General features: G+C 62.6%; 16 protein-coding genes. 9 read left to right on the top strand and 7 right to left on the bottom strand.

The features are described 5' to 3' along the window. Positions 1 to 198 precede the first annotated feature (198 nt). A complete protein-coding gene (locus CDA63_RS00885) occupies positions 199 to 1,317 on the bottom strand; it encodes an energy transducer TonB (RefSeq protein WP_088462555.1) in 1,119 nt (372 codons plus the stop codon). A gap of 170 nt (positions 1,318 to 1,487) precedes the next feature. Next, a complete protein-coding gene (locus CDA63_RS00880) occupies positions 1,488 to 2,486 on the bottom strand; it encodes an aspartate-semialdehyde dehydrogenase (RefSeq protein ID WP_088462554.1) in 999 nt (332 codons plus the stop codon). 169 nt (positions 2,487 to 2,655) lie between these two features. On the opposite strand from CDA63_RS00880, the gene CDA63_RS00875 reads away from it, so the two are divergent. From CDA63_RS00875 to CDA63_RS00865, 3 genes are all read left to right on the top strand, one after another. Next, a complete protein-coding gene (locus CDA63_RS00875) occupies positions 2,656 to 6,075 on the top strand; it encodes a lamin tail domain-containing protein (RefSeq protein WP_088462553.1) in 3,420 nt (1,139 codons plus the stop codon). A gap of 173 nt (positions 6,076 to 6,248) precedes the next feature. Beyond that, entirely contained in the window at positions 6,249 to 7,721 is a 1,473-nt protein-coding gene (locus CDA63_RS00870; RefSeq protein WP_088462552.1) for a DUF1800 domain-containing protein, read from the top strand. Positions 7,722 to 7,918: 197 nt separating this feature from the next. Continuing rightward, positions 7,919 to 9,130 carry a DUF1501 domain-containing protein gene (locus CDA63_RS00865; RefSeq protein WP_088462551.1) on the top strand — a complete coding sequence of 404 codons (1,212 nt, stop codon included), beginning with the start codon at positions 7,919 to 7,921 and terminating at the stop codon, positions 9,128 to 9,130. 254 nt (positions 9,131 to 9,384) lie between these two features. Here CDA63_RS00865 and CDA63_RS00860 read toward each other — a convergent pair whose 3' ends face one another. Beyond that, entirely contained in the window at positions 9,385 to 10,254 is an 870-nt protein-coding gene (locus tag CDA63_RS00860) for a transporter (protein ID WP_088462550.1), read from the bottom strand. A 124-nt stretch (positions 10,255 to 10,378) separates the two neighbouring features. Here CDA63_RS00860 and CDA63_RS00855 point away from each other — a divergent pair, with 124 nt between their 5' ends. Then, the gene (locus CDA63_RS00855; protein WP_088462549.1) at positions 10,379 to 11,200 is read left to right on the top strand and encodes a DUF6503 family protein; all 822 of its coding nucleotides are present in this window, start codon (positions 10,379 to 10,381) and stop codon (positions 11,198 to 11,200) included. Between the two features lie 115 nt (positions 11,201 to 11,315). Further along, positions 11,316 to 11,906 carry a DUF6252 family protein gene (locus CDA63_RS00850; protein WP_126546668.1) on the top strand — a complete coding sequence of 197 codons (591 nt, stop codon included), beginning with the start codon at positions 11,316 to 11,318 and terminating at the stop codon, positions 11,904 to 11,906. Between the two features lie 91 nt (positions 11,907 to 11,997). Here the strand turns inward: CDA63_RS00850 and CDA63_RS00845 are convergent, their stop codons facing one another. The 3 genes from CDA63_RS00845 to CDA63_RS00835 all read right to left on the bottom strand — a co-directional run bounded on the left by CDA63_RS00845 (position 11,998) and on the right by CDA63_RS00835 (position 16,376). Continuing rightward, entirely contained in the window at positions 11,998 to 12,255 is a 258-nt protein-coding gene (locus CDA63_RS00845; protein ID WP_088462547.1) for a hypothetical protein, read from the bottom strand. A 142-nt stretch (positions 12,256 to 12,397) separates the two neighbouring features. After that, positions 12,398 to 14,860: a TonB-dependent receptor gene (locus CDA63_RS00840; RefSeq protein ID WP_088462546.1), complete on the bottom strand. Its 2,463-nt coding sequence runs from the start codon at positions 14,858 to 14,860 to the stop codon at positions 12,398 to 12,400. 142 nt (positions 14,861 to 15,002) lie between these two features. Beyond that, positions 15,003 to 16,376 (bottom strand): Nramp family divalent metal transporter, encoded by a 1,374-nt coding sequence (locus CDA63_RS00835; RefSeq protein WP_242434506.1) that lies wholly within the window; start codon positions 16,374 to 16,376, stop codon positions 15,003 to 15,005. Between the two features lie 265 nt (positions 16,377 to 16,641). On the opposite strand from CDA63_RS00835, the gene CDA63_RS00830 reads away from it, so the two are divergent. Next, positions 16,642 to 17,634, top strand: coding sequence for a cation diffusion facilitator family transporter (locus tag CDA63_RS00830; protein WP_088462545.1), 993 nt, complete (start codon positions 16,642 to 16,644; stop codon positions 17,632 to 17,634). A gap of 19 nt (positions 17,635 to 17,653) precedes the next feature. Here CDA63_RS00830 and CDA63_RS00825 read toward each other — a convergent pair whose 3' ends face one another. Then, positions 17,654 to 19,051, bottom strand: a complete 1,398-nt coding sequence (locus tag CDA63_RS00825) for a PQQ-dependent sugar dehydrogenase (protein ID WP_088462544.1) — start codon at positions 19,049 to 19,051, stop codon at positions 17,654 to 17,656. Between the two features lie 133 nt (positions 19,052 to 19,184). Here CDA63_RS00825 and CDA63_RS00820 point away from each other — a divergent pair, with 133 nt between their 5' ends. The 3 genes from CDA63_RS00820 (at position 19,185) to CDA63_RS00810 (ending at position 22,907) form a co-directional block, all read left to right on the top strand. Continuing rightward, the gene (locus tag CDA63_RS00820) at positions 19,185 to 19,619 is read left to right on the top strand and encodes a GNAT family N-acetyltransferase (RefSeq protein WP_088462543.1); all 435 of its coding nucleotides are present in this window, start codon (positions 19,185 to 19,187) and stop codon (positions 19,617 to 19,619) included. 164 nt (positions 19,620 to 19,783) lie between these two features. Beyond that, positions 19,784 to 20,380 carry an HD domain-containing protein gene (locus CDA63_RS00815; protein WP_088462784.1) on the top strand — a complete coding sequence of 199 codons (597 nt, stop codon included), beginning with the start codon at positions 19,784 to 19,786 and terminating at the stop codon, positions 20,378 to 20,380. Between the two features lie 73 nt (positions 20,381 to 20,453). Next, positions 20,454 to 22,907, top strand: a complete 2,454-nt coding sequence (locus tag CDA63_RS00810) for a S9 family peptidase (protein WP_088462542.1) — start codon at positions 20,454 to 20,456, stop codon at positions 22,905 to 22,907. Positions 22,908 to 22,965 lie beyond the last annotated feature (58 nt).

Below are 22,965 nucleotides of genomic sequence, written 5' to 3'. Positions count from 1 at the left end.
CGGCGTTCGTGGCAGCGCCCTTGCGCAGGTTGTCGGCTACTACCCACATGTTGAGGGTGCGGGGCTGGGTTGGGAGGGATTTATTAGCCCACCAACGCAAACGGATACGGCACGGCCCGCCGTGGCCCTCCTTGGCAGTTGCCGACGGGGGCCACGGCGTACTTACTCCAACCTCGAATTATTCTCGTCAGAGAGTGCTTACTTAGATGAGGATACTATTCTGAACGTAACCGGCAGGATGTAGAATACCCGGGCCGGCTGGTCTTGGTGGCGGGCGGGCTGGTAGACGGGGAAGTTGGTGCGGAACACCCGCAACGCCTCCGCATCAATTTCCGGCGACACAGAGCGGATAACTTCCAGGTTTTCCAAATGGCCATCCTCGGCTACCTCGTAGTAGAGCGCTATTTCGCCCTGGGTTTGGCTACGCAGGGCGGCAGCGGGGTAGCGAATCTGCCGTCCGGTATGCTGCATCTCGCCGCCAGACTGGGGAAATACGGGCATTTGATCGGCGTAGGCCAGGGCCGGGCCGGCGGTGCCGAAAGTGACGGGCTCGGTGTGGGTAGAAGCCACGCGTCGGCCTTGTTCCTGGGCAGGTTCCCAGACCGGCATTGCGCTGATGCGGGCCTCGGCCGCCGCCAGCAGGGCGGCATCCGGTGCTGGTACGGTAGGGCGCTGGCGCAGGCGGCGGCGGTCTTCCAATGGCAACGGCTGCACGGCTTCCACTTGGCTGACCGTCCCGGTGCTATCGACCACGAATGATACGAACACCCGGGGCGGACGGGTAGCGGCAGCCGGCGGGCGGTAACCGGCCGGCAGGGGCTGGTTGCTGAGGTAGATGCGCAACGCCTCGGGGCCCCCGTTGTACTGGGGCAGCTGGTAGGCGGTCGGGGCCGGGGCAATGGGGGCAGGCAGCCGGAACTTAACGGGTATCGTGTAAGCCACAGGCACGGGCTGGCCATTCTGGCGGCCGGGCTCGAAGGCCGGCAGGGCGCGCACGGCCACCAGGGCGGCTTCATTGAGCAGCGGATGGGGGCCTTTCACGACTTCGGCCTCTGCCACGGCCCCCGAAGGAGCCACCACAAACTTCACGAATACCTGTCCGGCCAGCTTTTGCTGCAACGCGGCTTCGGGGTAGGTAATGCGTGCGGCCAAAGCCTCGAACAGCGCCACTTCCCCACCCGGAAATACCGGCATCTGTTGCACGTGGGTGTACACGGCGGGAAAGGCAGAGGGCGTAGCCGGGGCTTGTGCCTGGGCGGCGAATGGAGCTGCAGCTAAACTGGCGGCCAATAGCCAGCAAGAGGGATAATGCGACATAACGGAATCAGTAAAAATTTACTAACTGCTGGTGAGTCCAGCTTTATGGGACGCAAAGTAAAAATCCGGACCACCGCAACCAAGCGGATAGTCCGGATTTCCGCTGAAATCAGTACTACGGCGGCAGCGGCCAGGTGCAGGAGTTGCCGCACGGACTAGCCGGCGCCCAATTAGGCCGTCAGCAGACCCATTTTTAACATGGTCTCGGCAATCTGTACGGCGTTGGTGGCGGCGCCTTTGCGCAGGTTGTCGGCTACTACCCACATGTTGAGGGTGCGGGGCTGGGTTTCGTCGCGGCGCAGACGGCCCACCAGCACCGCATCTTTGCCATGGGCATCCTGGGGCATGGGGTACACGTTGTTCTGCACATCATCGACCAACTTCACGCCTTCAGTCTGGCGGAGCAGTTCGCGCACTTCCGCCAGGTCGAATTCCTGGGCAAACTCCACGTTCACGGCTTCCGAGTGGCCACCCATCACGGGTACGCGCACGGTAGTGGCGGTGAGGCGGATAGTGTCGTCGCCGAAGATTTTCTTCGTTTCGTTCACCATTTTCATCTCCTCCTTGGTGTAGCCGTTGTCCTGGAACACGTCGATGTGAGGCAGCACGTTCAGGTCGATGCGGTGGGGGTAGGCGGGGTTGCTCGGCGTTTGGCCCGCCCGCTCCTCCAGGAGCTGATCCACGGCTTGCTTGCCGGTGCCGGTTACGCTCTGGTAAGTGCTGACTACGATGCGGGTGGCCTGGTATTTTTTGTGCAGCTCGTTGAGGGCCACTACCAGCTGAATGGTGGAGCAGTTGGGGTTGGCAATGATTTTATCGTCGGCCGTGAGGGTTTGGGCGTTGATTTCGGGTACCACCAGCTTTTTAGTGGGGTCCATGCGCCAGGCCGAGGAGTTGTCGATAACTACGGTACCTACTGCGGCGAAACGGGGGGCCTCCTGCAACGAGATGGAGCCGCCGGCCGAGAAAATGGCCACGGCCGGGCGGGCCGCAATGGCGTCGTCCATGCTCACCACTTTGTACTTCCGGCCCCGGAATTCAATTTCCTGGCCCACCGATTTAGCGGAGGCGACGGGGAGGAGCTCGGTGACCGGAAAGTTGCGTTCGGCCAACACTTTAAGCATTTGGGTGCCGACCAGTCCGGTGGCTCCTACTACGGCTACTTTCATATGCGTTTTTGGTTGAGCGGTAAAGGTAAAGCGGTTATATTTCCTACGCACTTGCATAGGCCCTATTGCAGCGGTTTGCGGGCAGGTGCGGGCAGGAAAGACGGAGGCGTTGCGTTCGACCCTTGGAAACCTTCTGCTGTGAACAGTTACGAGCACTATTATATCCAGTATGAAGCAATTGCTATTCCTCTGCCTGCTCCTGAGCAGCCTCACGGCCACGGCCCAACTTACCGATACCTTCGCCGACGGCGACTTCACCCAAAATCCCGCCTGGACCGGCGACGCGGCCTCGTTCGTAGTCAATCCGGCCCAGCAGCTGCAAAGCAACGGCCCGGCCGTAACGGGCACGCTGCTCCAGCTCGCGACGCCCTGCCAGGCCAGCACCGGCACCACCTGGACGTTCTGGGCCAACCTCAAGCTGGCTACCAGCAGCGGCAACTACGCCGACGTGTGGCTGCTGGCCGACCGCGCCGACCTCAAAGCCAACGGTACCCGCGGCTACTTCGTGCGCCTGGGCGGTACCCCCGACGAGGTGGCCCTGCTGCGCAAAGACGCCACCGGCAGCCCCGTGTACGTCGTCAACGGCGCGGATGGCACCCTTAACTCTACCACCAATAACCTCGTGCGGGTGCGCGTCACGCGCTCGGTGCAGGACGTCTGGACGCTGGAGCGGGACCTGACCGGCGGGCAGAACTTCACGAGTGAGGGCACCGCCACCGATGCTACCTACCAGACCAGCGCGTTTTTCGGCGTGCTGCTGACGTATTCTTCGGCCAACAACAAGGCCTTTTACTTCGATGATTTCCGGGTGACGGATGCCACCCCGCCCGCCCGCGTGCAGGCGGCCGTAGTGGGTAGCCGGGCCCTGGACGTAACCTTCAATGAGGCCGTGGCCGCCGCCCAGAGTGCCGGTAGTTACCAGCTGCCCGGCGGCCCCGTCGTGACGGCTGCCCAGCGCGACGCCGCCAATCCGGCTTTGGTTCACCTAACACTGGCCACCGATTTACCGCCCGGCTCCGGTACGCTCGAAGCCCGCAATGTGGCCGACCTCTACGGTAACGTGGCCGCCGGGCCGCTCACGGCCGCCTTCAGCTTCGGCGGAGTGCTCACCGAGCCCGGCTATTACCAGCTGCTCATCACCGAAATCATGGCCCGCGAAACGCCGGCAGTGGGGTTGCCGGCTTCGGAGTACCTCGAAATCCACAACCCCTCGGCTACGCGGGTCCTCGATCTGGCGGGCGTGAAGCTGACCAAGGCGGGCAGTACGGGTAACGCGGCGGTGTTTCCGGCCGGGGCCACGCTGCTGCCCGGCGAGTTTGCGGTGGTCTGCGGCAGCACCCGCGGGGCACAGTTTGCGGCCTTCGGGAAGGTGTTTGCCCTGACCAATTTCCCCAGCCTCAACAACAGTGGCGACGAGCTGCTGCTGCGGGCCCGCACCGGCCGGCTGGTGTATTCGGTGCACTACCTGGAAAGCTGGTACCGCGACCCAGTCAAGCAAAACGGCGGTTGGAGCCTCGAAATGCTGGACCCCGCCAACGCCTGCGCCGGGGCCGAGAACTGGCGGGCCAGCCAAGACCCGAATGGCGGCACGCCCGGCCGCCGCAACTCGGTAGCCACCAGCAACCCCGATACCGCGCCGCCCGTGCTGCAAAGCGTACTGGTAGTGAGCCCAACCATTATCCGGCTGCAATTCAACGAAAAGCTCGACAGCGCCCGGATGGCCAACCCCATCTTTTACAGCCTGACGCCCGGCGTCAGCATTCAGCAGGTGCAGCCGGTTCCATTCGATTTCCGGGCCGTGGAGCTGACCCTAGCCGCCCCGCTGGTGCCTGGGCAAACCTACACCGCCGCCGTGCAAACCCGCACCGACTGCCTGAGCAACAGCACCGGCACGGCTACCACGGTCAGTTTCAGTTTGCCGGTGCCGCCCCGGTTCGGACAGCTGCTCATCACCGAAATTATGGCCGACGAAACGCCCACGGTGAGTTTGCCGGCCTCGGAGTACCTCGAAATCTATAATCCCTCGACTACCCGGGTACTGGATTTGGGCGGGGTACGGCTGCTGAAGCCGGGCAGCACCGGCAGCGCCGCCGTATTCGCCGATACCGCCCGCCTCCAGCCCGGCGAGTACGCGGTGGTCTGCGGCAGTACCCGGGGCGGGCTGTTCGCGAGCTTCGGCAAGGTGTATGCCCTGACCAATTTCCCCAGCCTCAGCAATACCGGCGACCAGCTGGCCCTACTCGGCCGCGACGGGCGCACGTTGTTTGAGGTGACGTATTCTGACAGTTGGTACAAGGATAACCGCAAAAAAGACGGCGGCTGGAGTCTGGAAATGGTGGACCCAGTTAACTTCTGCGGGGGCATCGAAAACTGGACGGCCAGCACCGACCCCAGCGGCGGCACGCCCGGCCGGGCCAACTCCGTGCGGGCTGCCAACCCCGACCGCACCGCGCCGGCCCTGCTGCGGGTAGTGGCCCTCTCGCCCACACTGGTGCGGCTGTTTTTCAATGAGAAGCTCGACAGCGCGGCCGTGGCTAACCCGTCCCTCTACACCTTCGCGCCGGCCGTGGGCGTGGCCCGGGTGCTGCCCGCCGGCCCCGAGTTCCGAACCGTGGATTTGCAGCTCAACGCCCCGCTGCAACCCAATCAGCCCCTCACGCTGAACGTGCAGCGGGCCACCGACTGCGCCGGCAACGCCAGCGGTCCGGTTACTTCGGTGCCTTTTGCGTTGCCCGCTCCGGTGGCGGCCGCTGATGTGGTCATCAATGAAATCCTGTTCAATCCGCGCACCGGGGGCGTCGATTTCGTGGAACTGCTCAACCGCTCGGCCAAGTACCTGAACGTGCAGGGCTGGCAGCTCGGTAGTGAAAAACCGGATGGTTCGGTGGACCAGAAACCCGTGAGTGGCGGGCCTTACGTGCTGGCTCCGGGGCAGCTGCTGGTGCTCACCACCGACCCGGCCAATATCCAGAGCTACTACCCCAACAGCTCGGAACCGACCAATTTCCTGGCCCTGCCCAGCCTGCCGTCCTACCCCGACGATGCGGGCATTGTGGTAGTGTACTCGGCTACGGGCCAGTTGCTGGACCGCTTCGCCTACAACAAAACCATGCACCTCAAGCTACTCGACGACCTGAACGGAGTATCGCTGGAGCGCATCCGGCCCGAGGGGCCGAGTACGGCTGGCAACTTCCACTCGGCGGCCAGCGCCGTGGGTTATGCCACGCCCGGCCGCCCCAACTCCCAGTACCAGCCCGACCCCGGCGGCGACAAAATCTTCCGCCTCGAACCCGAAGTCTTCACGCCCGATGAAGACGGCCAGCAGGACTTCACCACCCTCAACTACGCCCTCGACGCGCCTGGCTACGCCGCCAGCATCACCATTTATGACGCCCAAGGCCGCCTCACCCGCCGCCTGGTCCGCAACGAAACGTTGGCCACCATTGGCTTCCTGCAATGGGACGGCCTCACCGACCGGGGCCAGAAAGCTGCCGTCGGTTACTACGTGCTACTCATCGAACTCTTCCAGCCCAACAGCGGCGAAAAGCGCGAATACCGCAAAACGGTAGTAGTCGGGGCTAAACTTTAATCACAGATGCCACAGATGCCACAGATGCCACAGATTCGTTCTGGCAAATGATACAATCGTCAAACGCTTCCCCCAGCCAGAACCAATCCTTTGCCAGAACGAATCTGCGGCATCCCCGACATCTGCACCATCTGTGATTTAAACCTAGGGAGCCTGGGCGCGTCCAACCGGCCATGACGACGACGACGCAACGACAACTTCAACACCTGTACTGGCGGGCCGGATTTGGGCCGACGCCCGGACAGGTGGCCGCCGGCCTCAAACCTAAGCAGGCCCTGAGCCAGTTACTGCGCGATTCGCAGCAATACCAGCCCCTCGACGGCCCGGCCATGCGCTACGCGGAGCCGTTGCCCACCCCTTCGGCCGAAATGATGGCGGCTACGGGTAAGCCCCAGGCGGCGATGGTCACCACGCCCGACCGCACTGCCCGGCCCGCCTCAATGGCTCCCGGCAAGATGACGGCTGAGCAGCGTAAAAAGCAGAACCAGGACATTCGAAGTGCGTTTTACGCCATGAATACTGGCTGGCTGACGCGCATGGCCACTTCGCCGGCCCAGCTGCGCGAGAAGCTCACCTTCTTCTGGCACGGCCACTTTGCCTGCCGGGTGCGTCGGCCCGATGCCGCCCTGCAGCTCAACAACACCATCCGGCGGCTGGCTTTGGGCAAATTCCCCGATTTGCTGCTGGCCGTAAGCCAGGAACCGGCCATGCTCCAGTTCCTCAACAACCAGCAAAACCGCAAGCAGCATCCCAACGAAAACTTCGCCCGCGAAGTGATGGAGCTGTTCACGCTGGGCCGCGGCCACTACTCGGAAACCGACGTGAAAGAGGCTGCCCGGGCCTTCACGGGCTGGGGTTACAATGCCCAAGGCCAGTTTGCATTCCGGGAGCGGCAGCACGACGACGGCGCCAAAACGCTACTCGGGCGCACCGGCAATTTCACCGGCGAGCAGGCCCTGGCCGTTATCCTGGAGCAGCCCGCCTGCGCCGAGTTCATCACCACCAAGCTCTACCGCTTCTTCGTGAACGATACGCCCGATCCGGCGCACGTGCAGCCCCTGGCCCAGGCGTTTTTCAAGAGCGGCTACGACATTTCGGACCTGCTGGAGCGGATGTTTTCGGCCGATTGGTTTTATGAGGCGGCCAACGTGGGCACCCGCATCAAGTCGCCGGTGGAACTGCTGGCGGGCATCAAGCGCACCCTGGGCCTGCAGCTGGCCAACGAACGGCCGCTCATCGTGTTTCAAAAGGCGCTGGGCCAGACCTTGTTCGAGCCGCCCAACGTGGCCGGCTGGCCCGGTGGCCGCAGCTGGATCGATTCGTCGTCGCTGCTCTACCGCCTGCAACTGCCCTCGGTGCTGCTGCGCAGCGCCGAGTTCAATGTGGCTCTCAAGCAGGACGAAAACGACGTGGCCCCCAACCTCTCCCACGCCGACCGCACCTTCGCCCAGCCAGTGAAAACAACCGTGCAGCTGGCCCCACTGCAAGAACTGCTTGCCGGCACGCCCGCCGCCCGGCAGCCCCAGCAGCTCAGCGAGTTTCTGCTCCAAACCCCCATCCGCCCGGAAAATCTGGCCCTGGTACGCGGTGACCTCCGCGACATGACCACCGCGTTGCTGAGTTTGCCCGAGTACCAGTTGATGTAGGCGGCGTGCTTATGAATACAGTGTCATGCTGAGCGAAGGCGCCGCCGCAGTCGAAGCATCTCTACCGCTTCGTTGTAGCGCCAACCAGTCGGTAGGACTACTACCGCGGTAGAGATGCTTCGACTGCGGCGGCGCCTTCGCTCAGCATGACACTTCTTTTTTGTCCTAGCCCCCGGACACTGAAAAACCCCAACCTTATGACTTCTCGCCGCGAATTTTTGAAAGGCTCGGTACTGGCCAGTACGCTGCTGTTCGTGCCTAAATTCCTGCACCGCCTCGATGCGCAGGACCTCCAAAGCCTGCGCGACGCCAGCGGCCGCCGCCTCGTGGTGGTCCAGCTCGGGGGCGGCAACGATGGCCTCAATACCATTATTCCCTTCGAAAACGACCTTTATTACAAGGCCCGGCCCACGCTCGGCATCCGCCCCCAAAGTGGCATCCTCACCCTCGACAAGGGCCTCGGCTTTAACCCGGCCATGACCGGCCTCAAAGGCCTCTACGACCAGGGCCACGTGGCCGTGCTCAACTCCGTGGGCTACCCCAACCCCGACCGCAGCCATTTCCGCTCCATGGATATCTGGCAGAGCGGCTCGGGGCCCGACGAGTACGTGAGCACCGGCTGGCTCGGCCGCTACCTCGACTCGAACTGCGCTCCTTGCGCGTTGCCCTACAACGGGTTGGAGGTCGATGACACGCTGAGCCTGGCCATGAAGGGTGCGCTGCGCAAGGGCCTGGCGCTCAAGAATCCGGAGAAATTCCATCAGCTGACCCAGAACCGGTTCATCGCCAACGTAGGCAGCGCAAAGCCCGCCGGTACGGTGTCGGAGGTGGATTACCTCTACAAGACGCTGGCCGAAACCACTTCCTCGGCCGAGTATCTGTATCAGAAGGGGAAGGTGTACAAATCGGGCGTGACTTACCCCAACACCGAGTTCGGGCGTAACCTCAAAACCACCGCCGAACTCATCAATTCCGGGGTCGATTCGCGGGTGTTCTACGTTTCGCTCACCGGCTTCGATACCCACGTGCGCCAGCAGGAGCAGCAGGGCAAGCTGCTCGGCGACCTATCGGCGGGCTTGTCCTCATTTACCGAAGACCTGCAAAAGGCCGGCAATTTCGACGATACGCTGGTGCTGGTGTTTTCCGAGTTCGGCCGCCGCGTGGAGCAGAACGCCAGCAACGGTACCGACCACGGCACGGCCAACAACGTGTTGCTGCTCGGCGGCGGCCTCAAGCGCCAGGGCGTCCTCAACGACGCGCCCAATCTGCAAAACCTCGACGCCGGCGACCTGAAGTACCAGCTTGACTTCCGCAGCGTCTACGCCACCGTTTTGCACGACTGGCTAGGGGCCGACGACCGCGCCATCCTGGGCGGCACCCAGTTCGAGCGGCTAAAGGGGCTGGTATAAGGGTTAAACTGACAGTTGGTAGTAAAAATAACGTCATGCTCCATCTTACGTCCGCGCAGCCAGAGGTGGAGTCGAAGCATCTGTACCGCTTCGTTCTGCTGGTTCACTTCACCCCCCGACCCCCTACACCGCTTGATGCGCGGAATGAAAAAGGAGAGGGGGAGCCAGATAAAGTTGGCTAGCATTGCGGTAGAGATGCTTCGGCTTCGCTCAGCATGACGCTCTTTTTACTAACAACGAATAACCCCAAATACCTACCGGCGAATCACGAGGCCCACGAAATATTCCCGATCGGCGTTGCGGGTGAGGGCGAAGTGGCGGCCGAAGTCGAGCTGGATGTTCTTGCCCACGAAGAAGATGGGGCCGACGTTCACGGCTTCTTCCCAGCGGCGGGTACGGAAATCGTGCTGGGCCACGGCTTCTACGAAGCCTGTGAGCCAGGGCGCGAAGGAGTGGTCGAGGTTGACGGAGGGGGCCGTTTGCAGATAGTGCTGGGATTCGTCGCGGTCAAAATTGAGGAGCACGGGTAGCTGGGCGCTCAGGTTCCAGGAATCGTTGAGGGCGTAGGTGGCGGGCAGCAGCAGGCCGTACTCGGTGCCGCCTGCGCCTTGCTGGCCGCCGGTGGGCAGGCGCACGAACCCGATCAGGCCCACGGCCAGCGGGCCTTCGGTGCTGTCGTTGCCGAGCAGGTTGTGCTTAACCCGCAGCGTTACATCGCCGAAACCCTGGCTGCGGGTGGCGGGCTGGTCGGCGGTGGCGAAGGTGCGGTCCCATTCGTAGGCATCCACGAACAGCTGCACGTCGGTGCGGTTGCTAAGGCCCATTTTCAGCACGAAGGCGTTGGCCCGGATGGTGCGCTGGCGCGGCGCGGCGCTGGGCTTGCTGCTGATGTGGCGGGCCAGGTCGGTTTCAAACTGAAAGTGGCCGGCATCGACTGTGAACGGGCTTTCCGTGACGCCGGGGCGGTCGGCCGAGAGGGGGCGCATCAGTTCCCGGGGTACCGGCCGAAAAAGGGAGTAGCGGCTTTTGACGGCCGTGAGGGAGTCGGTGGTAGTTTGGGCCGACACGATGGTGGGCAGGGCACAGAGCAGCGCCGTGAGTACGAGGAGGGAGGGGAAGCGCATAGCAGCCGTAGTACGCGGAATTCGCCGGGCGGTTGAGCGCGATGGAAGGAGTCGAGATAAACAAAGGACGCAGAGCTGAGCTTCTATCCTTTCATGCCAACTATTCGGCTACCGCTTCTTTTCCATGAAAAACCTCCTCTACCTCAGCCTAGTGGTCCTGCTCGCGGCTTCCTGCTCCTCCAACCCCGAGCAGGTCGCCACCACGGACGCCCCGACCGAAACGGCCGCTGCTGCCACCCCGCGCCAGCTACCCGAACTGCTCCGGCAGGCCCTGGAAGCCCACGGGGGGCTGGCCGCCTGGCAGCAGTTCGGTACGATGGAGTACCGGATGAAGTCGACCCTGGGCACGCCCCGCGACGAAAAGCACATCATCGACCTGCGTACCCGCCAGGTGCGCATTGAGGCTACCGGCTACCAGCTGGGCCTGAACGACGCCAACCAGGTGTGGGTAACTCCCAACAAGGCCGCGTTTGGGGAGATGTCGCCCCGCTTCTACCACAACCTGTTCTTCTACTTCTTCTCCATCCCATTCGTGCTGGCCGACGAGGGCACGGTATACGAAGACCTCGGCACCCGCACGGTGGCCAGCAAAACCTATCGGGCCCTGAAGGTGAGCTACGAAACCGGCCGCGGCGACTCATCCAAAGACGAGTATATCGCCCACTTCAATCCCCAGACCCACCGCCTGGAGCTGCTCCTCTACACCGTCACGTTCTTCGAGCCCGGCAAAAAAGCCACCTACAATAGCCTCCTCTACACCGACTGGCAGCAGGCCGACGGCCTCGTGCTACCCCGTAAAATAGAAGGCCACAAGTTCGAGAACGACCAAATCGGCGACCTACGCTACCAAGCCGAATTCAGCGACGTGCACCTCACCCGCGCCCAGCCCGCCGCCAGCCTGTTCGCCATGCCCAACGGGGCGGAGGTGGATTCGTTGAAGCAGTAGGGCAGGCCCCAACCGAAAAAGAACGTTGCCCTGAGCCTTGGTGCAGGTGCTGTAAAAAGAGCGGAGAGCAGCCGGTACAATGGCTGCTTTACTACCTGGACCGGATGATTGATCCTTGAATAGCAATTATTTACATGGCGCTGCTATTCTGTTTGGAATACATATTGCTGGGAAGGGCAGCACCGATTTATTTCCATCTCAACGCTCCGTAGCTATGTCAACTTCATGTTATCGTTGTGCCATTCTTGCTCCCGTAGGGGTGCTGTTGGCCCTACCTGCTTGCTCGAAACGCAACGACGCTTTGCCTGAACCACCCGTGGTAGCCAGCTGGGTGATTGATGGCCAGGAGCGTACCTCCATTCTCACGCGTGCGGAAGTGAGCAACGACAAAGTTGATGTGTATATCTACCAAAACTTCGCTGGGCCAAGTGCAAAGGGTTCTACAGTTACCGTAACGCTCTTTATTCCGAAGCGAGCAGGAACCTATGCAATTGGCCCTAACTCCTTGGCCAGTGGCTCTTTCATAGATCTTGACACCAGTACCGGTAACAACAAGGATGGTTATGCAGCTGATACTGGTTCCATTACTATTTCCACCCTCACAGCCACTACCGTCTCGGGTACCTTCAACCTTACGGGCAAAGGATATATAAATAAGCAGTCAACGAAAAGTCTTACGAATGGCAAATTCACGGCAACGCTTTAAATGTGCATTCACTTAATTATTACAAGAAAGAGAGGGCCGCTAGCAAACACTAGCGGGCCCTCTCTTTGCTTGTAATAACGTCTTGGCTCGGTTAGAAGCTGCCGTCCTTCACGCACTGGCGGATCAGGTCTTTTAGGCGGTCGATATTCTTGGCCTCCTGGGTCTTCAGTTCCTGCCAGAATTGCTTGGCGTCCTTGGGGCCCGCTTTCTCCGCGTTGGCAATGCACTGGTCGTAGCGCCACAGCGCATCGAGGCGGGTGCTCAGGTCGTGCACCAGGTCGTGGGCATGGTTGGGAAGTCCTTTGGTCTGGCCGATGTGTTGCTCGGCTTGGTCGTTGGCATTAGCCATGGTCGATAGGGATTAGGTGGAATAAAGTATTTAGTTAGCTGAACGGGGATTGTGGGCTGACGGTTGAAAATTGGATCAATTGCCGCCGCTTGGGCTTCCCTTCGGCTGGCTCGCAACCTGGGTTATCTGGCCCATCATTTTCTCAAAACGGCACCACCACTTTCACGCTCAGGTTGCGACCGGGACTGTAGATGCCGAGGCGGCCGGTGGGCGAGGCGCGGTAGTACTCGAAGTATTTGAGGCGGTTGAGGTGGGCCTGATAGGCTACATCGAAGAGGTTATCGGCCTGGAGCACCAGTTGCAGGGCGTCGCGGCCGGCGGCGGTGCGCAGGGTAGTGCCCGCGCCCAGGCCCGTGAGCACGTAGCCGGGCGTGGCGGTTTCGGCGGCGTCTACGGCGTAGAAGCGGTTCTGGCGGGCCGTGCCGGCTACCGTGAGGCGCAGGTAGGTGCCCGCGAGGCGGCGGCCGGCCTGGTCGGGCAGCGTGTAGCGCAACTCGGTTTGGGCCGTGGGGGCCGGAATCAGGGGCAGGTAGCGGCCGGCGTTGCCTTCGCGCTGGCGCAGGGCCGCGTTCTGGTTCAGCCCAATAACCAGGGCCGCGCCGGTGCGCCAGCTCAGGCCGGGCAGGGCGGCGGGTTGCACGTTCACGGCCACTTCGCCCCCGTAGAGGTTGGCGGCCGCCTGCTGAAACTGGTAGGTGGAGTTGCCCAGCGCGTCGCGCAACGGCTGGCCGTTGGCGTCTGCCTGCCGGGCCTGATAAATGAAGTTCTCGACGTGGTTATAGAACGCCTCGGCGCTGGCCTCGAAGCCCGGCGACTTCCAGAGCACACCCACATCTTCCTGCCAGTTGAATTCGGGCTGGAAAGCCGGGTTGCCCAGGTAGATGATGTGGGCGCCCGGGTCGAGGCCGTTGGAGCCGATTTCGGGGATGTTGGGGGCGCGGTAGCCCCGGGCCACGTTGGCCCGCAGCACCAGGCGCGGCCCCACCGCATACGAGCCGCCCACGCTGGCCGACACGCCCCGGTACACCTTATGGAAATCGGAGAACTGCCGGTCGGCCCCGGGCGTGGTGGCATCGGCCCGGCGGCCGAAGCCGGTGGCCGGGTCGGTGCCCACGTAGAAGTCGTTCCAGTCTACCACCCGGGTATCGTAGCGCAGGCCGCCGGTCAGTTCCAGTGCCCCGAAGGCCTTTTTCAGTACCCCAAACCCGCCAATATCGAATAGCCGGTAGGGCGGAATCGGAAAGTCGGTGGCGTTAATGTGCTGGTTGTCCTGGCCCATGCCGTTCACGCCCACCGTCAGTTCGTAGCTCCCAAAATCCTGGAACAGGTAGCGGGCCTGATAGTTGAGCGTGGTCAGGCGCAGGTCGAGGCCGGGTTGCGCCGGGTCGGTGGGGTGGTTGTACTCCTGGCGGCGGTTCTGCTGGATGCCCAGCAACAGGCGCAGCTCGCCCGGCCCGGTCTTCAACTCACTCGTGGCGAAGGCCCGGTAGTGCTGAATGCGCTGGTGCAGGTCGGTGATGGCGTAGCTGTTCAGCTCCTGCTGGCTCACCAGGGGGCGGGTGGCGAAGTCGTCCTGGTCGCCCTCAAACACCTGCCGCGTGAAGGCCCGGCTCAGCGAGTCGCGGCTGCCGTCGGGTATCTCCTGGAGGTCGTCGTAGGCCGTCAGCCACAAGTGCACCGCGCCCCACTCCTTGCGCAGGCCCAACATACCCGTGAGGTTCAGCTCCCGGAAACCGGTGTTGTACACGGGGCCATCGACCGAATTCCGGTAGTCCCGGGCCCAGCGGTGGCTGGCCCGCAGGCTGGTCTGCAACCCCTGGTTCTGGTACTCCAGGGCCACCGACTTGCCCACCAGCCCGTTCACCGACTGGTATTCGGCCAGCGCCTCGCCGTGCAGCTCACCGTCGGGGCCGGAGGGCAGAGCGGGTAGCAGGTTCACCACGCCGGCCACGGCATCGGAGCCGTAGAGCAGGCTGGCGGGCCCTTTCACCACCTCCACCCGGTCGAGGCCGTAGCCGTCCACTTCAATGCCGTGCTCATCGCCCCACTGCTGGCCTTCCTGGCGCAGGCCATTGAACATCGTCAGGACCCGATTATAGCCCAGCCCCCGGATAAAGGGCTTACTCACGTTGGGGCCGGTTGTCACGGCGGCCAGGCCGGGCACGCCCCGCACGGCCGCGTCAATGGCGTTGCCGTTGGCGTTCAGGCGGATTTCCCGGCCCGACAGGGCCGCGATGGGCACCGGCGAACGGCGGATTTCAGTGCTCCGGCTCACGCCCGTCACCACCACCTCGCCCAGCGTGCTGTCCGTCGATTTCACCCGCACGGTCAGCGGTTGGGCCATTGGCAGCGTTACAGTTTGGGTAGTAGTAGTGTAACCCACGGCGCTAAACTGCACTTGTTGGGAGCCCACCGGTAACCCGGGGAGCGTGAATCGGCCACTTTCATCGGCGGCGGTGCCTTTCTGCAGCGCGGTTACCGCCACGTTGGCAAATGGCACTGGCTGGCCCTGCTGGTCGAGTACCTGCCCGCGTAAGGCGCTGGTTTGGGCCAGTACGGGTAGCGTCAGAAGGCAGGAAAAAAGGAAGGTAAGCAGTGGTTTCATTTTAGTGATGCTGAATTTATTTTTTAGATTAATCTAAATCTAAGAGCGAAAGAAAGGCCACAACGGACGTGTGGCTTTTCGGATAGTAGTAGCGCGAAGCAGAAGCTTAGCTGCGCTGTCCTTCGGTTCGCGCTACTATCTGTTACGCCCCCGTGAAAAACTGGAACAACAGGTAACCGTTCAGGACCAGAATAATGGCCGACACGATCCAGCAGACGGCCTGCAGCCAGGACTTGTTCACGAAGACGCCCATTTTAAGCTTGCTGCCGGTGAAGAGTACCAGCGGAATCACGGCGAAGCTTAGTTGCAGCGACAGCACCACCTGGCTGAGCACGAGCAGTTCGCTCGTGCCCTTCTCGCCGTACAGGATGGTTACGATGAGGGCCGGCACCACGGCAATACCGCGGGTGATGAGGCGGCGCATCCAGGGTTTGAGCTTGATATCGAGGAAGCCTTCCATCACGATTTGCCCGGCCAGGGTGCCCGTCAGGGTCGAGTTCTGGCCCGAAGCCAGCAACGCCACCGCAAACAGGGCCGAGGCCGCGCCCGCGCCCAGCACCGGCGTCAGCAACTTGTGGGCGTCATAAATGTCGGCCACGTCGCGCAGGTTGTTGGAGTGGAACGTGGCGGCCGATACCACCAGAATGGCCCCGTTCACGAAGAAGGCCAGAAACAGGGCCACGGTGCTGTCGATAGTGGCAAACTTGATGGCCATGCGCTTGCCCGGCTCGGTTTGCTCGATGGCCCGGGTTTGCACGATGCTGGAGTGCAGATACAGGTTGTGGGGCATCACGGTGGCGCCCAGAATACCGATGGCCAGGTACAGCGCGTGGGGGTCGGTTACAATCTGGGGCTTAGGAATCAGGCCCTCCGCCAGGGCAAAATAGTCGGGGTGGGAGGCAATAATTTCGTAGACGAAACACCCGAAAATCACGAAAATCAGGCCTGCCACGATGCTTTCGATGATGCGGAAGCCCTTGCTCTGGAAGAAGAGCACCACCAGCACATCGAGAATGGTGAGCACCACACCCCAGACGAGCGGGATGCCGAACAGCAGGTTGATGGCAATGGCCGAGCCGATGACTTCGGCCAAGTCGCAGGCGGCAATGGCAATTTCGCACAGCACCCAGAGCACGAACGACACGGGCCGGGAGTAATGGTCGCGGCAGGCCTGGGCCAGGTCGCGGCCCGTTACGATGCCCAGCTTCACGGCCAGGTGCTGGAGCAGCATGGCGAAGAAGTTGGAAATCAGAACCACCGACAGCAGCATGTAGCCGTAGCGGGCGCCGCCCTCGATGTCGGTGGCCCAGTTGCCGGGGTCCATGTAGCCCACGGCCACCATCAGGCCCGGCCCGGTAAAGGCCCAGAGCTTGCGCCAGAACGAGGCCCCTTCGGGCGGTACCGTGATGGAGCCGTGTACTTCGGGCAGCGAATTGGCCCGGCGGGCGTGCCGCCAACCGGCATCCGGGGTGGTGATTAAGGGCGTATCGGCGGAAGCGGGTAACGTAGAGGGCATAGGAGCCGGTAGGGAAGCGGTGTTGGTACTTCTTACAAAGTACGGGAATTTTTAGGCTTACCTAAATTTTAATTTCAAACCGTCTATCTACTCCATTGTTCAGGAAAAGTTGCGCCTCGCCGGAAAAGAAGGAATTTTGCTGGGCTGGCTGGCGTCCGGTGTGTTGCTTCGGAACGGTGTAGGGTGCGGGGCTTGCCTCTACATTGTTCAGCCCAACCACGCCGCCCCCCGCTTTAGTAGCTTGCGCCTTCCTATCTGCTTTGCCATGCCCTTACCGCTCAAAACCCGCTACGCCATCCTCTCGCTCGTCGTGAGTGTGGGGCTGATCGGGATAAAGTTTTACGCCTGGGCCATTACCCGCTCCCAGGTGGTGCTAACGGACGCGCTGGAGTCTATTATTAACGTCGTGGCCAGTGGCTTTGCGCTCTACAGCATCTATCTGGCCAGCCTGCCCAAGGACGAAAACCACCCTTACGGCCACGGTAAAATCGAGTATTTGTCGGTGGGTTTTGAGGGCGGGCTGATTCTGATGGCCGGTGGCTACATATTCTATGCGGCCCTTCAGAGCCTGCTGCATCCTCAGGCCATTGCCCGTCCCGACTGGGGTATTGCGCTGCTGGCCGCCACGGCCCTCGTGAACTTGGTGGTGGGCTTCCTGTTGGTGCGGGCCGGCCGTCAGCACCATTCGCCGGCCCTGGTCGGCGACGGCCAGCACCTCTACCTCGATGCCGTGAGCACCTTCGTTTCGTGCTTGGCGCTGGGCATGGTCATCCTCACCGATAACGTGCTTTACGACTCGCTGGCGGCCTTGCTGCTGGGCGTGTTCATCGTGGTGAATGGCTACCGCATGGTGCGCCGCTCGGTGTCGGGCCTCATGGACGAGGCCGACGTGACCACCGTGCAGCAGGTGGTGGCCGAGCTTCAGGAGCACCGCCTGCCCGCCTGGATCGATGTGCACAACCTGCGCGTGCAGCGCTACGGGGCCAGCCTGCACATCGACTGCCACGTAACGATGCCCTACTACCTGAGCCTGGAACAAACCCACGAGCAGGTCCACGGCATCGAGGAAGTCGTAACCCAGGAGTTCGGGGTGCCGGTCGAGATGTTCGTGCACGCTGACCCCTGCACCTTCGCCGCCTGCTCGCACTGCCACGTTGCCGCCTGCCCCGTCCGCCAGCATCCGTTCACCCGCGAAATCACCTGGACCCTGGCCAACGTGGCCAAGAACGAGCGGCACGCGCTGGGGCTGAGCGAATGAACTGTTCTGCTGTTGCACCTCATTCCACCACCAACCGCTGGGTGCTACGGCCGGTCTGTACCGAGTATAAACCTGGCATCAACCCCTCAACTGACAGCGTGAGCCGGGTTTGGCCAGCCAGGAAACGGGTGGTGCGCACGGTGCGGCCCAGCGCGTCGCGGACTATAACCGTAGCAGCGGCCGTTGGCGCGGGCAGTTCCAGCATGATGGTGCGTTGGGCCGGATTGGGGTAGAGGCGCAGTTGGGCGGCGGCCGTGCCGGTGGTGGCCGTCACTACAAAGTCGCGGTTTTCGAGCACCAGAATCCGGTCGTCGGTAGCGGCGGGGTTGCCGCGGCCATCCTGGTTGCTGGTGCCCACATACACCCGGCCTTGGGGCGAAACGCAGATGGCCCGCAGCCGCCCGAACGTCGTGAGGTAGTCGGTGCGCGAAGCAATAGCGTCGCCAGCCGCGTTCAGGGGTAAATCGGTGAGGCGGGAGCCTTTGAGCGAGACCAGCAGCAAGTGGTTCTGCCAGCCCGGAATGGCGGGCGAGCTGTAGTAACTAAGGCCCGCTACGCCCAGCGTCGGCGTCCAGACGGTAAGGGGTTCGCGCACGTTATTCTGGGTACAGAAGGTTTGCTCGGCGGGCAGGTCGCAGAGGCCTTCTACGTTGGGCCAGCCATAGTTACGGCCCGGCTCGATGAGGTTGAGCTCGTCGTCGTTGTTGGGGCCGTGTTCCGAGCTGTAGACGCGGCCAGCAGGGCTGCGCACCAGGCCCTGGGGGTTGCGGTGGCCAAGCGTGTACACGGGGCTGCTGGCGGTGGGGTTGTTGGCCGGAATGGTGCCGTCGAGGTTGAGGCGCAGGATTTTGCCGTTGAGCGAGGCCGGGTTCTGGGCCTGAGGCTGCTGCTGGGCGTCGCCGGTACTTATGAGCAGGGTGCGGTCGGGCAGGATGAGCAGGCGCGAGCCGCTGTGGGTGCTGGTGGCCGGAATGCTGCCCAGCAGCACCAGCGGCGCGCCCAGCGTGCCGTTGGTGTAGGTCAGGCGAACCAGCTTTTCGAGGTAGGTACCGTTGTCGGTGTAGTTGTACACGACGTACACGTAGGGCGAGGTGGCAAAATCGGGATGAAGCGCCATGCCCAGCAGCCCACCTTCCGAGGATGTGGACACGTCGGCCAGGGTGAGGAGCGGTGTTACGGCCCCCGTAGCGGGGTTCACGCGGCTGATGCGGCCGCCGCGTTCGGTCATCCAGATGAAGTTATCGGGGCCCCAAACCAGCTCCCAGGGCACGGCCAGGCCGGTCGTCAGGGCCGAAACGCTGACGGTGGCCGACCCGACCGGAAATGTGGTGAGGACTGGCAGCGGAGTTTGCGCTAGCAGAGGCGTAGCGGTGGCGGCCAGCAACAGGGTAGTGGCAAATGTGGCTAGTGGTTTCATAATCAGAATTTTGCTGAGAAGGCTTGCCTTGGGAAGATAGCGAAAACCACCGGCTTTGGGCCGGGTGGGTGCCAGCTTTGCTGCCGGGTTCCGTTCTTGCCGCCGCATCCTGTCACCAGCCTACCACCCACCCATGTTCACCGTCAGCACCGACCCTGCCCGCCTCGATGTGGCCCTGATTCACGACTACCTCAGCCAGCAGTCCTACTGGGCCCTGGGCATGCCCCGCGAAACCCTGGACCGGGCCCTTACAAACTCGCTCAATTTTGGCCTCTACGCCCCCGATGGCCGGCAGGCGGCCTTCGCCCGCGTTGTCACTGATTACACCACCTTCGCCTGGCTCTGCGACGTATTCGTGCTACCCGAATTCCAGGGCCAGAGCCTGGGCAAACAACTCATGCAGGCCGTATTCGAACACCCTGAGTTGCAGGGGTTGCGCCGGTTTCTGCTGGCCACCCTCGATGCCCACGGCCTCTACCGCCGCTTCGGCTTCCAGGACTTGGTCGCCCCGGACCGGTACCTGGAAATCAAGAAGGCCAACCCCTACGGCGTGCCCACGGGGAATTAGAGAACGTCATTCAGAGCGCAGCGAAGAATCTCGCGTACTGAAATTGTACTGGTGCTTCCTTGCTTTTAGATACTTCGACAACGTCAGCACGCGAGATTCTTCGCTGCGCTCTGAATGACGTGCTATCAACGTATAATCTGCCCATGCAAACCCGCTGGAACGCTTTGACAGACCCACTCGTAGCTGATGCCGCCCTCCGCGACGCCACGTACCAGCAGCTCATAGCGGCCTACGACGGCCCGGGCCGCTACTACCACAACCTGCACCACCTACAAACCCTGCTGGCTACGGTAGACGAGTACGCCGAACTGGTTGAGGACCAGCCGGTGGTGGAGCTGGCCGTTTGGTTTCACGATGCGGTGTACGACTACCTGTCGTCGGAAAACGAAACCCGCAGCGCCGCGCTGGCCCGGCAGTTTCTGGCCTGTACTAACCTCAGCCCCGAGCGGCAGGCGCGGGTAGTTTACCTCATCGAATGCACCGCTCGCCACACTGCATCTCACACCCCGGCCCCCGACCTGGATTTCTTCCTTGATGCCGACCTGCGCGTGCTGGGGGCTGAGCCGGACGATTACGCTGCGTACGCCCATCAAATTCGGCAGGAGTACCAGCTGGTTCCCGCCGAATTGTACCGCCAGGGCCGTCGCAAGGTGCTGGCGCAACTGCTGAACACGCCGGAGCTGTACCGCACCCTGGAGTTTCGGCAGCGGTTTGGGGCGGCAGCGCGGCAGAATCTGCGAAAGGAGTTGGATGGGTTGTAGCGCATTCAGCATTCCCGGCGCAACGCCGCTGTTTCGCCCGCGTCCCTTACCTTCCTGCCCAAACCCGCCCCTTATGACCCACCGCTACCTGCTGCCCCTGGCGGCGCTTTTGCTCACTGGCACCGCCCAGGCTCAGCAACTGGCCCCGCTCACCGTTGAGAAAATCATGCGCGACCCGGCCCAGTGGCTCGGTACTTCGCCCTCCAATATTTCCTGGGCCGAAGATGGCAAAACCATCTACTTCAACTGGAACCCCGAAAAGGCCCGGCGCGATTCGCTCTACCGCATTGCCCCCGGCGGGGGCGTGGCCCGTAAGGTGAGTCTGCGCGAACAGCCGGGGTTGCCCGCTGCCGAGGGCGAGTATGACCGGCGCTACACCCGCAAACTCTACGAGAAGGCTGGCGATATCTACCTGCTCGATCTTAAAACCCAGCGCATCCGGCGCGTAACCAATACCGCCGAGCAGGAAACCGATCCGCACTTCGCGTTGCAGGACCAGGCCATCAGCTACACCCGCGGCGGCAACCTGTTTACTTGGGACCCGGCCACCGGCGAAACGGTACAGCGCACCGACTTCCGCAAGGGCACCCGTCCGGCTACCGGCGAGCCCACCGATAAAAGCGAGAAATTCCTCAAAGCCCAGCAACTGGCTTTGTTCGAGGTGCTGCGCGGCAAAGAGCAGGATGCCAAGGCCCGGCAGCAGCAGCAGAAGGCCCTGGCCCGGCTGCGGCCCAAAGCCATCTGGCTCGGCACCCAAACTGTACGCAACCTGCGCCTGGCTCCCAATGGCCGCTACGTGACCTACACCCTGGCCCAGGAGCCCGCCGCCGAGAAAGTGGCGCTGGTGCCCAATTTCGTGACGGCCTCGGGCTTCACCGAAGACATCAACACCCGCACTAAGGTGGGCGCGGCGCAAACTGCCTACCAGCTCGGCCTCTACGACGTGGGCCGCGACACCACCTTCGTGCTCGGTTACCAGGAGCTAAAGGGCCTCGATGAGCAGCCAGCTTACCGCAAGGAATATCAGTTGAAAGCCCAGGCCCCCACGCCCGCCGATTCGGCCAAGGCGGCGAAAATGGCCAAGACCGCTAAGCCGGCCACCGAGCTGCGCCGGGTGATACCCTTTGGCCCGTTCTGGTCGCCCGACGGGCAGCACGCTTTCCTCGTCATCCGCAGCACCGACAACAAGGACCGCTGGATTGTCGGCCTCGACCCGGCTACCCAGAAAATCAAGCTCCTCGACCGGCAGCACGACGATGCCTGGATCAACGGCCCCGGCATCGGTTACGACGAAGGCAACGTGGGCTGGCTGCCCGATTCGCGCCACCTCTGGTTCCAGAGCGAGGCCACCGGCTACTCCCACCTGTATACCTACGACATCGTCAGTGGCCAGCAAAAGGCCTTGACCAGCGGCGCGTTCGAGGTTCAGAAAACTCAGCTGAGCCGCGACGGCAAAAACTGGTACGTGCTGGCCAACAAAACCCATCCCGGCGAGCAGCACCTTTACCGGATGCCGGTCGGTGGCGGCGGGCTCACCCAGCTCACCACCCAGCCCGGCGGCTACGACGAGGCCACCCTCTCGCCCGACGAGAAAACCTGGGCCCTGCGCTACAGCACCAGCAACATGCCCTGGGAGCTGTACACGATGGACAACAAGCCCGGCGCGAAAATGCGCCGCCTCACCCATAGCACTACCCCCGAGTTCGAGAGCTACGCCTGGCGCCAGCCCGAGGTAATCGAGTACAAAGCCCGCGACGGAGCCGGCGTGTACGCCCGCCTCTACCGCCCGGCTAGTCCGCAGGCCCAGGGCCCGGCCGTGGTGTTTGTGCACGGGGCCGGCTACCTCCAGAACGCCCATAAGTGGTGGAGCAGCTACTTCCGCGAGTACATGTTCCACAACCTGCTGGTTGATAAAGGGTACACGGTGCTCGATATCGATTACCGCGGCTCGGCCGGATACGGCCGCGACGTGCGCACCGGCATCTACCGCTACATGGGCGGCAAGGACCTCACCGACCAGGTGGACGGCGCCAAGCTGCTGACCGAAAAATACGGCGTCAGCCCCCAGCGCATCGGTATTTACGGCGGTAGCTACGGCGGCTTTATCACCCTGATGGCCATGTTCACCCAGCCCGATGTGTTCCAGGCCGGGGCCGCCCTGCGCTCCGTCACCGACTGGGCCCACTACAACCACGGCTACACCGACAACATCCTCAACGAGCCCTACAACGACTCGCTGGCCTATGCCCGCTCGTCGCCCATCAACTACGCCGCCGGCCTCAAAGGCCACCTGCTTATGTGCCACGGCATGGTCGATACCAATGTGCATTTCCAGGACATCGTGCGCTTAACCCAGCGCCTCATCGAGCTGAAAAAGGAGAACTGGGAGCTGGCCGTGTACCCGGTCGAGAATCACGGTTTCGTGGAACCATCTTCTTGGACCGACGAGTACCGCCGTATCCTGAAACTGTTCGAAGAGAACCTGAAGCCCGCCGGGGCCACTGGTAACGGCGTCGGTGGGCAATAAAGGTTTTATGCGCGGACTGTTCAGTACGACGCCGTTCTTTTAACCCGAAGTATCCCAA

The sequence above is a fragment of the Hymenobacter amundsenii genome (assembly GCF_002204745.1).
GTDB lineage: Bacteria > Bacteroidota > Bacteroidia > Cytophagales > Hymenobacteraceae > Hymenobacter > Hymenobacter amundsenii.
The sequence above is the reverse complement of the archived record's forward strand: the minus strand, read 5'-3'. Positions and strand labels throughout refer to the sequence as shown.

Bases quoted from the DNA above. Each gene is read 5' to 3' on its own strand.
- CDA63_RS00885 (WP_088462555.1), bottom strand. From the start codon at position 1,317: ATGTCGCATTATCCCTCTTGCTGGCTATTGGCCGCCAGTTTAGCTGCA.
- CDA63_RS00880 (WP_088462554.1), bottom strand. From the start codon at position 2,486: ATGAAAGTAGCCGTAGTAGGAGCCACCGGACTGGTCGGCACCCAAATG.
- CDA63_RS00875 (WP_088462553.1), top strand. From the start codon at position 2,656: ATGAAGCAATTGCTATTCCTCTGCCTGCTCCTGAGCAGCCTCACGGCC.
- CDA63_RS00870 (WP_088462552.1), top strand. From the start codon at position 6,249: ATGACGACGACGACGCAACGACAACTTCAACACCTGTACTGGCGGGCC.
- CDA63_RS00865 (WP_088462551.1), top strand. From the start codon at position 7,919: ATGACTTCTCGCCGCGAATTTTTGAAAGGCTCGGTACTGGCCAGTACG.
- CDA63_RS00860 (WP_088462550.1), bottom strand. From the start codon at position 10,254: ATGCGCTTCCCCTCCCTCCTCGTACTCACGGCGCTGCTCTGTGCCCTG.
- CDA63_RS00855 (WP_088462549.1), top strand. From the start codon at position 10,379: ATGAAAAACCTCCTCTACCTCAGCCTAGTGGTCCTGCTCGCGGCTTCC.
- CDA63_RS00845 (WP_088462547.1), bottom strand. From the start codon at position 12,255: ATGGCTAATGCCAACGACCAAGCCGAGCAACACATCGGCCAGACCAAA.
- CDA63_RS00840 (WP_088462546.1), bottom strand. From the start codon at position 14,860: ATGAAACCACTGCTTACCTTCCTTTTTTCCTGCCTTCTGACGCTACCC.
- CDA63_RS00835 (WP_242434506.1), bottom strand. From the start codon at position 16,376: ATGCCCTCTACGTTACCCGCTTCCGCCGATACGCCCTTAATCACCACC.
- CDA63_RS00830 (WP_088462545.1), top strand. From the start codon at position 16,642: ATGCCCTTACCGCTCAAAACCCGCTACGCCATCCTCTCGCTCGTCGTG.
- CDA63_RS00825 (WP_088462544.1), bottom strand. From the start codon at position 19,051: ATGAAACCACTAGCCACATTTGCCACTACCCTGTTGCTGGCCGCCACC.
- CDA63_RS00820 (WP_088462543.1), top strand. From the start codon at position 19,185: ATGTTCACCGTCAGCACCGACCCTGCCCGCCTCGATGTGGCCCTGATT.
- CDA63_RS00810 (WP_088462542.1), top strand. From the start codon at position 20,454: ATGACCCACCGCTACCTGCTGCCCCTGGCGGCGCTTTTGCTCACTGGC.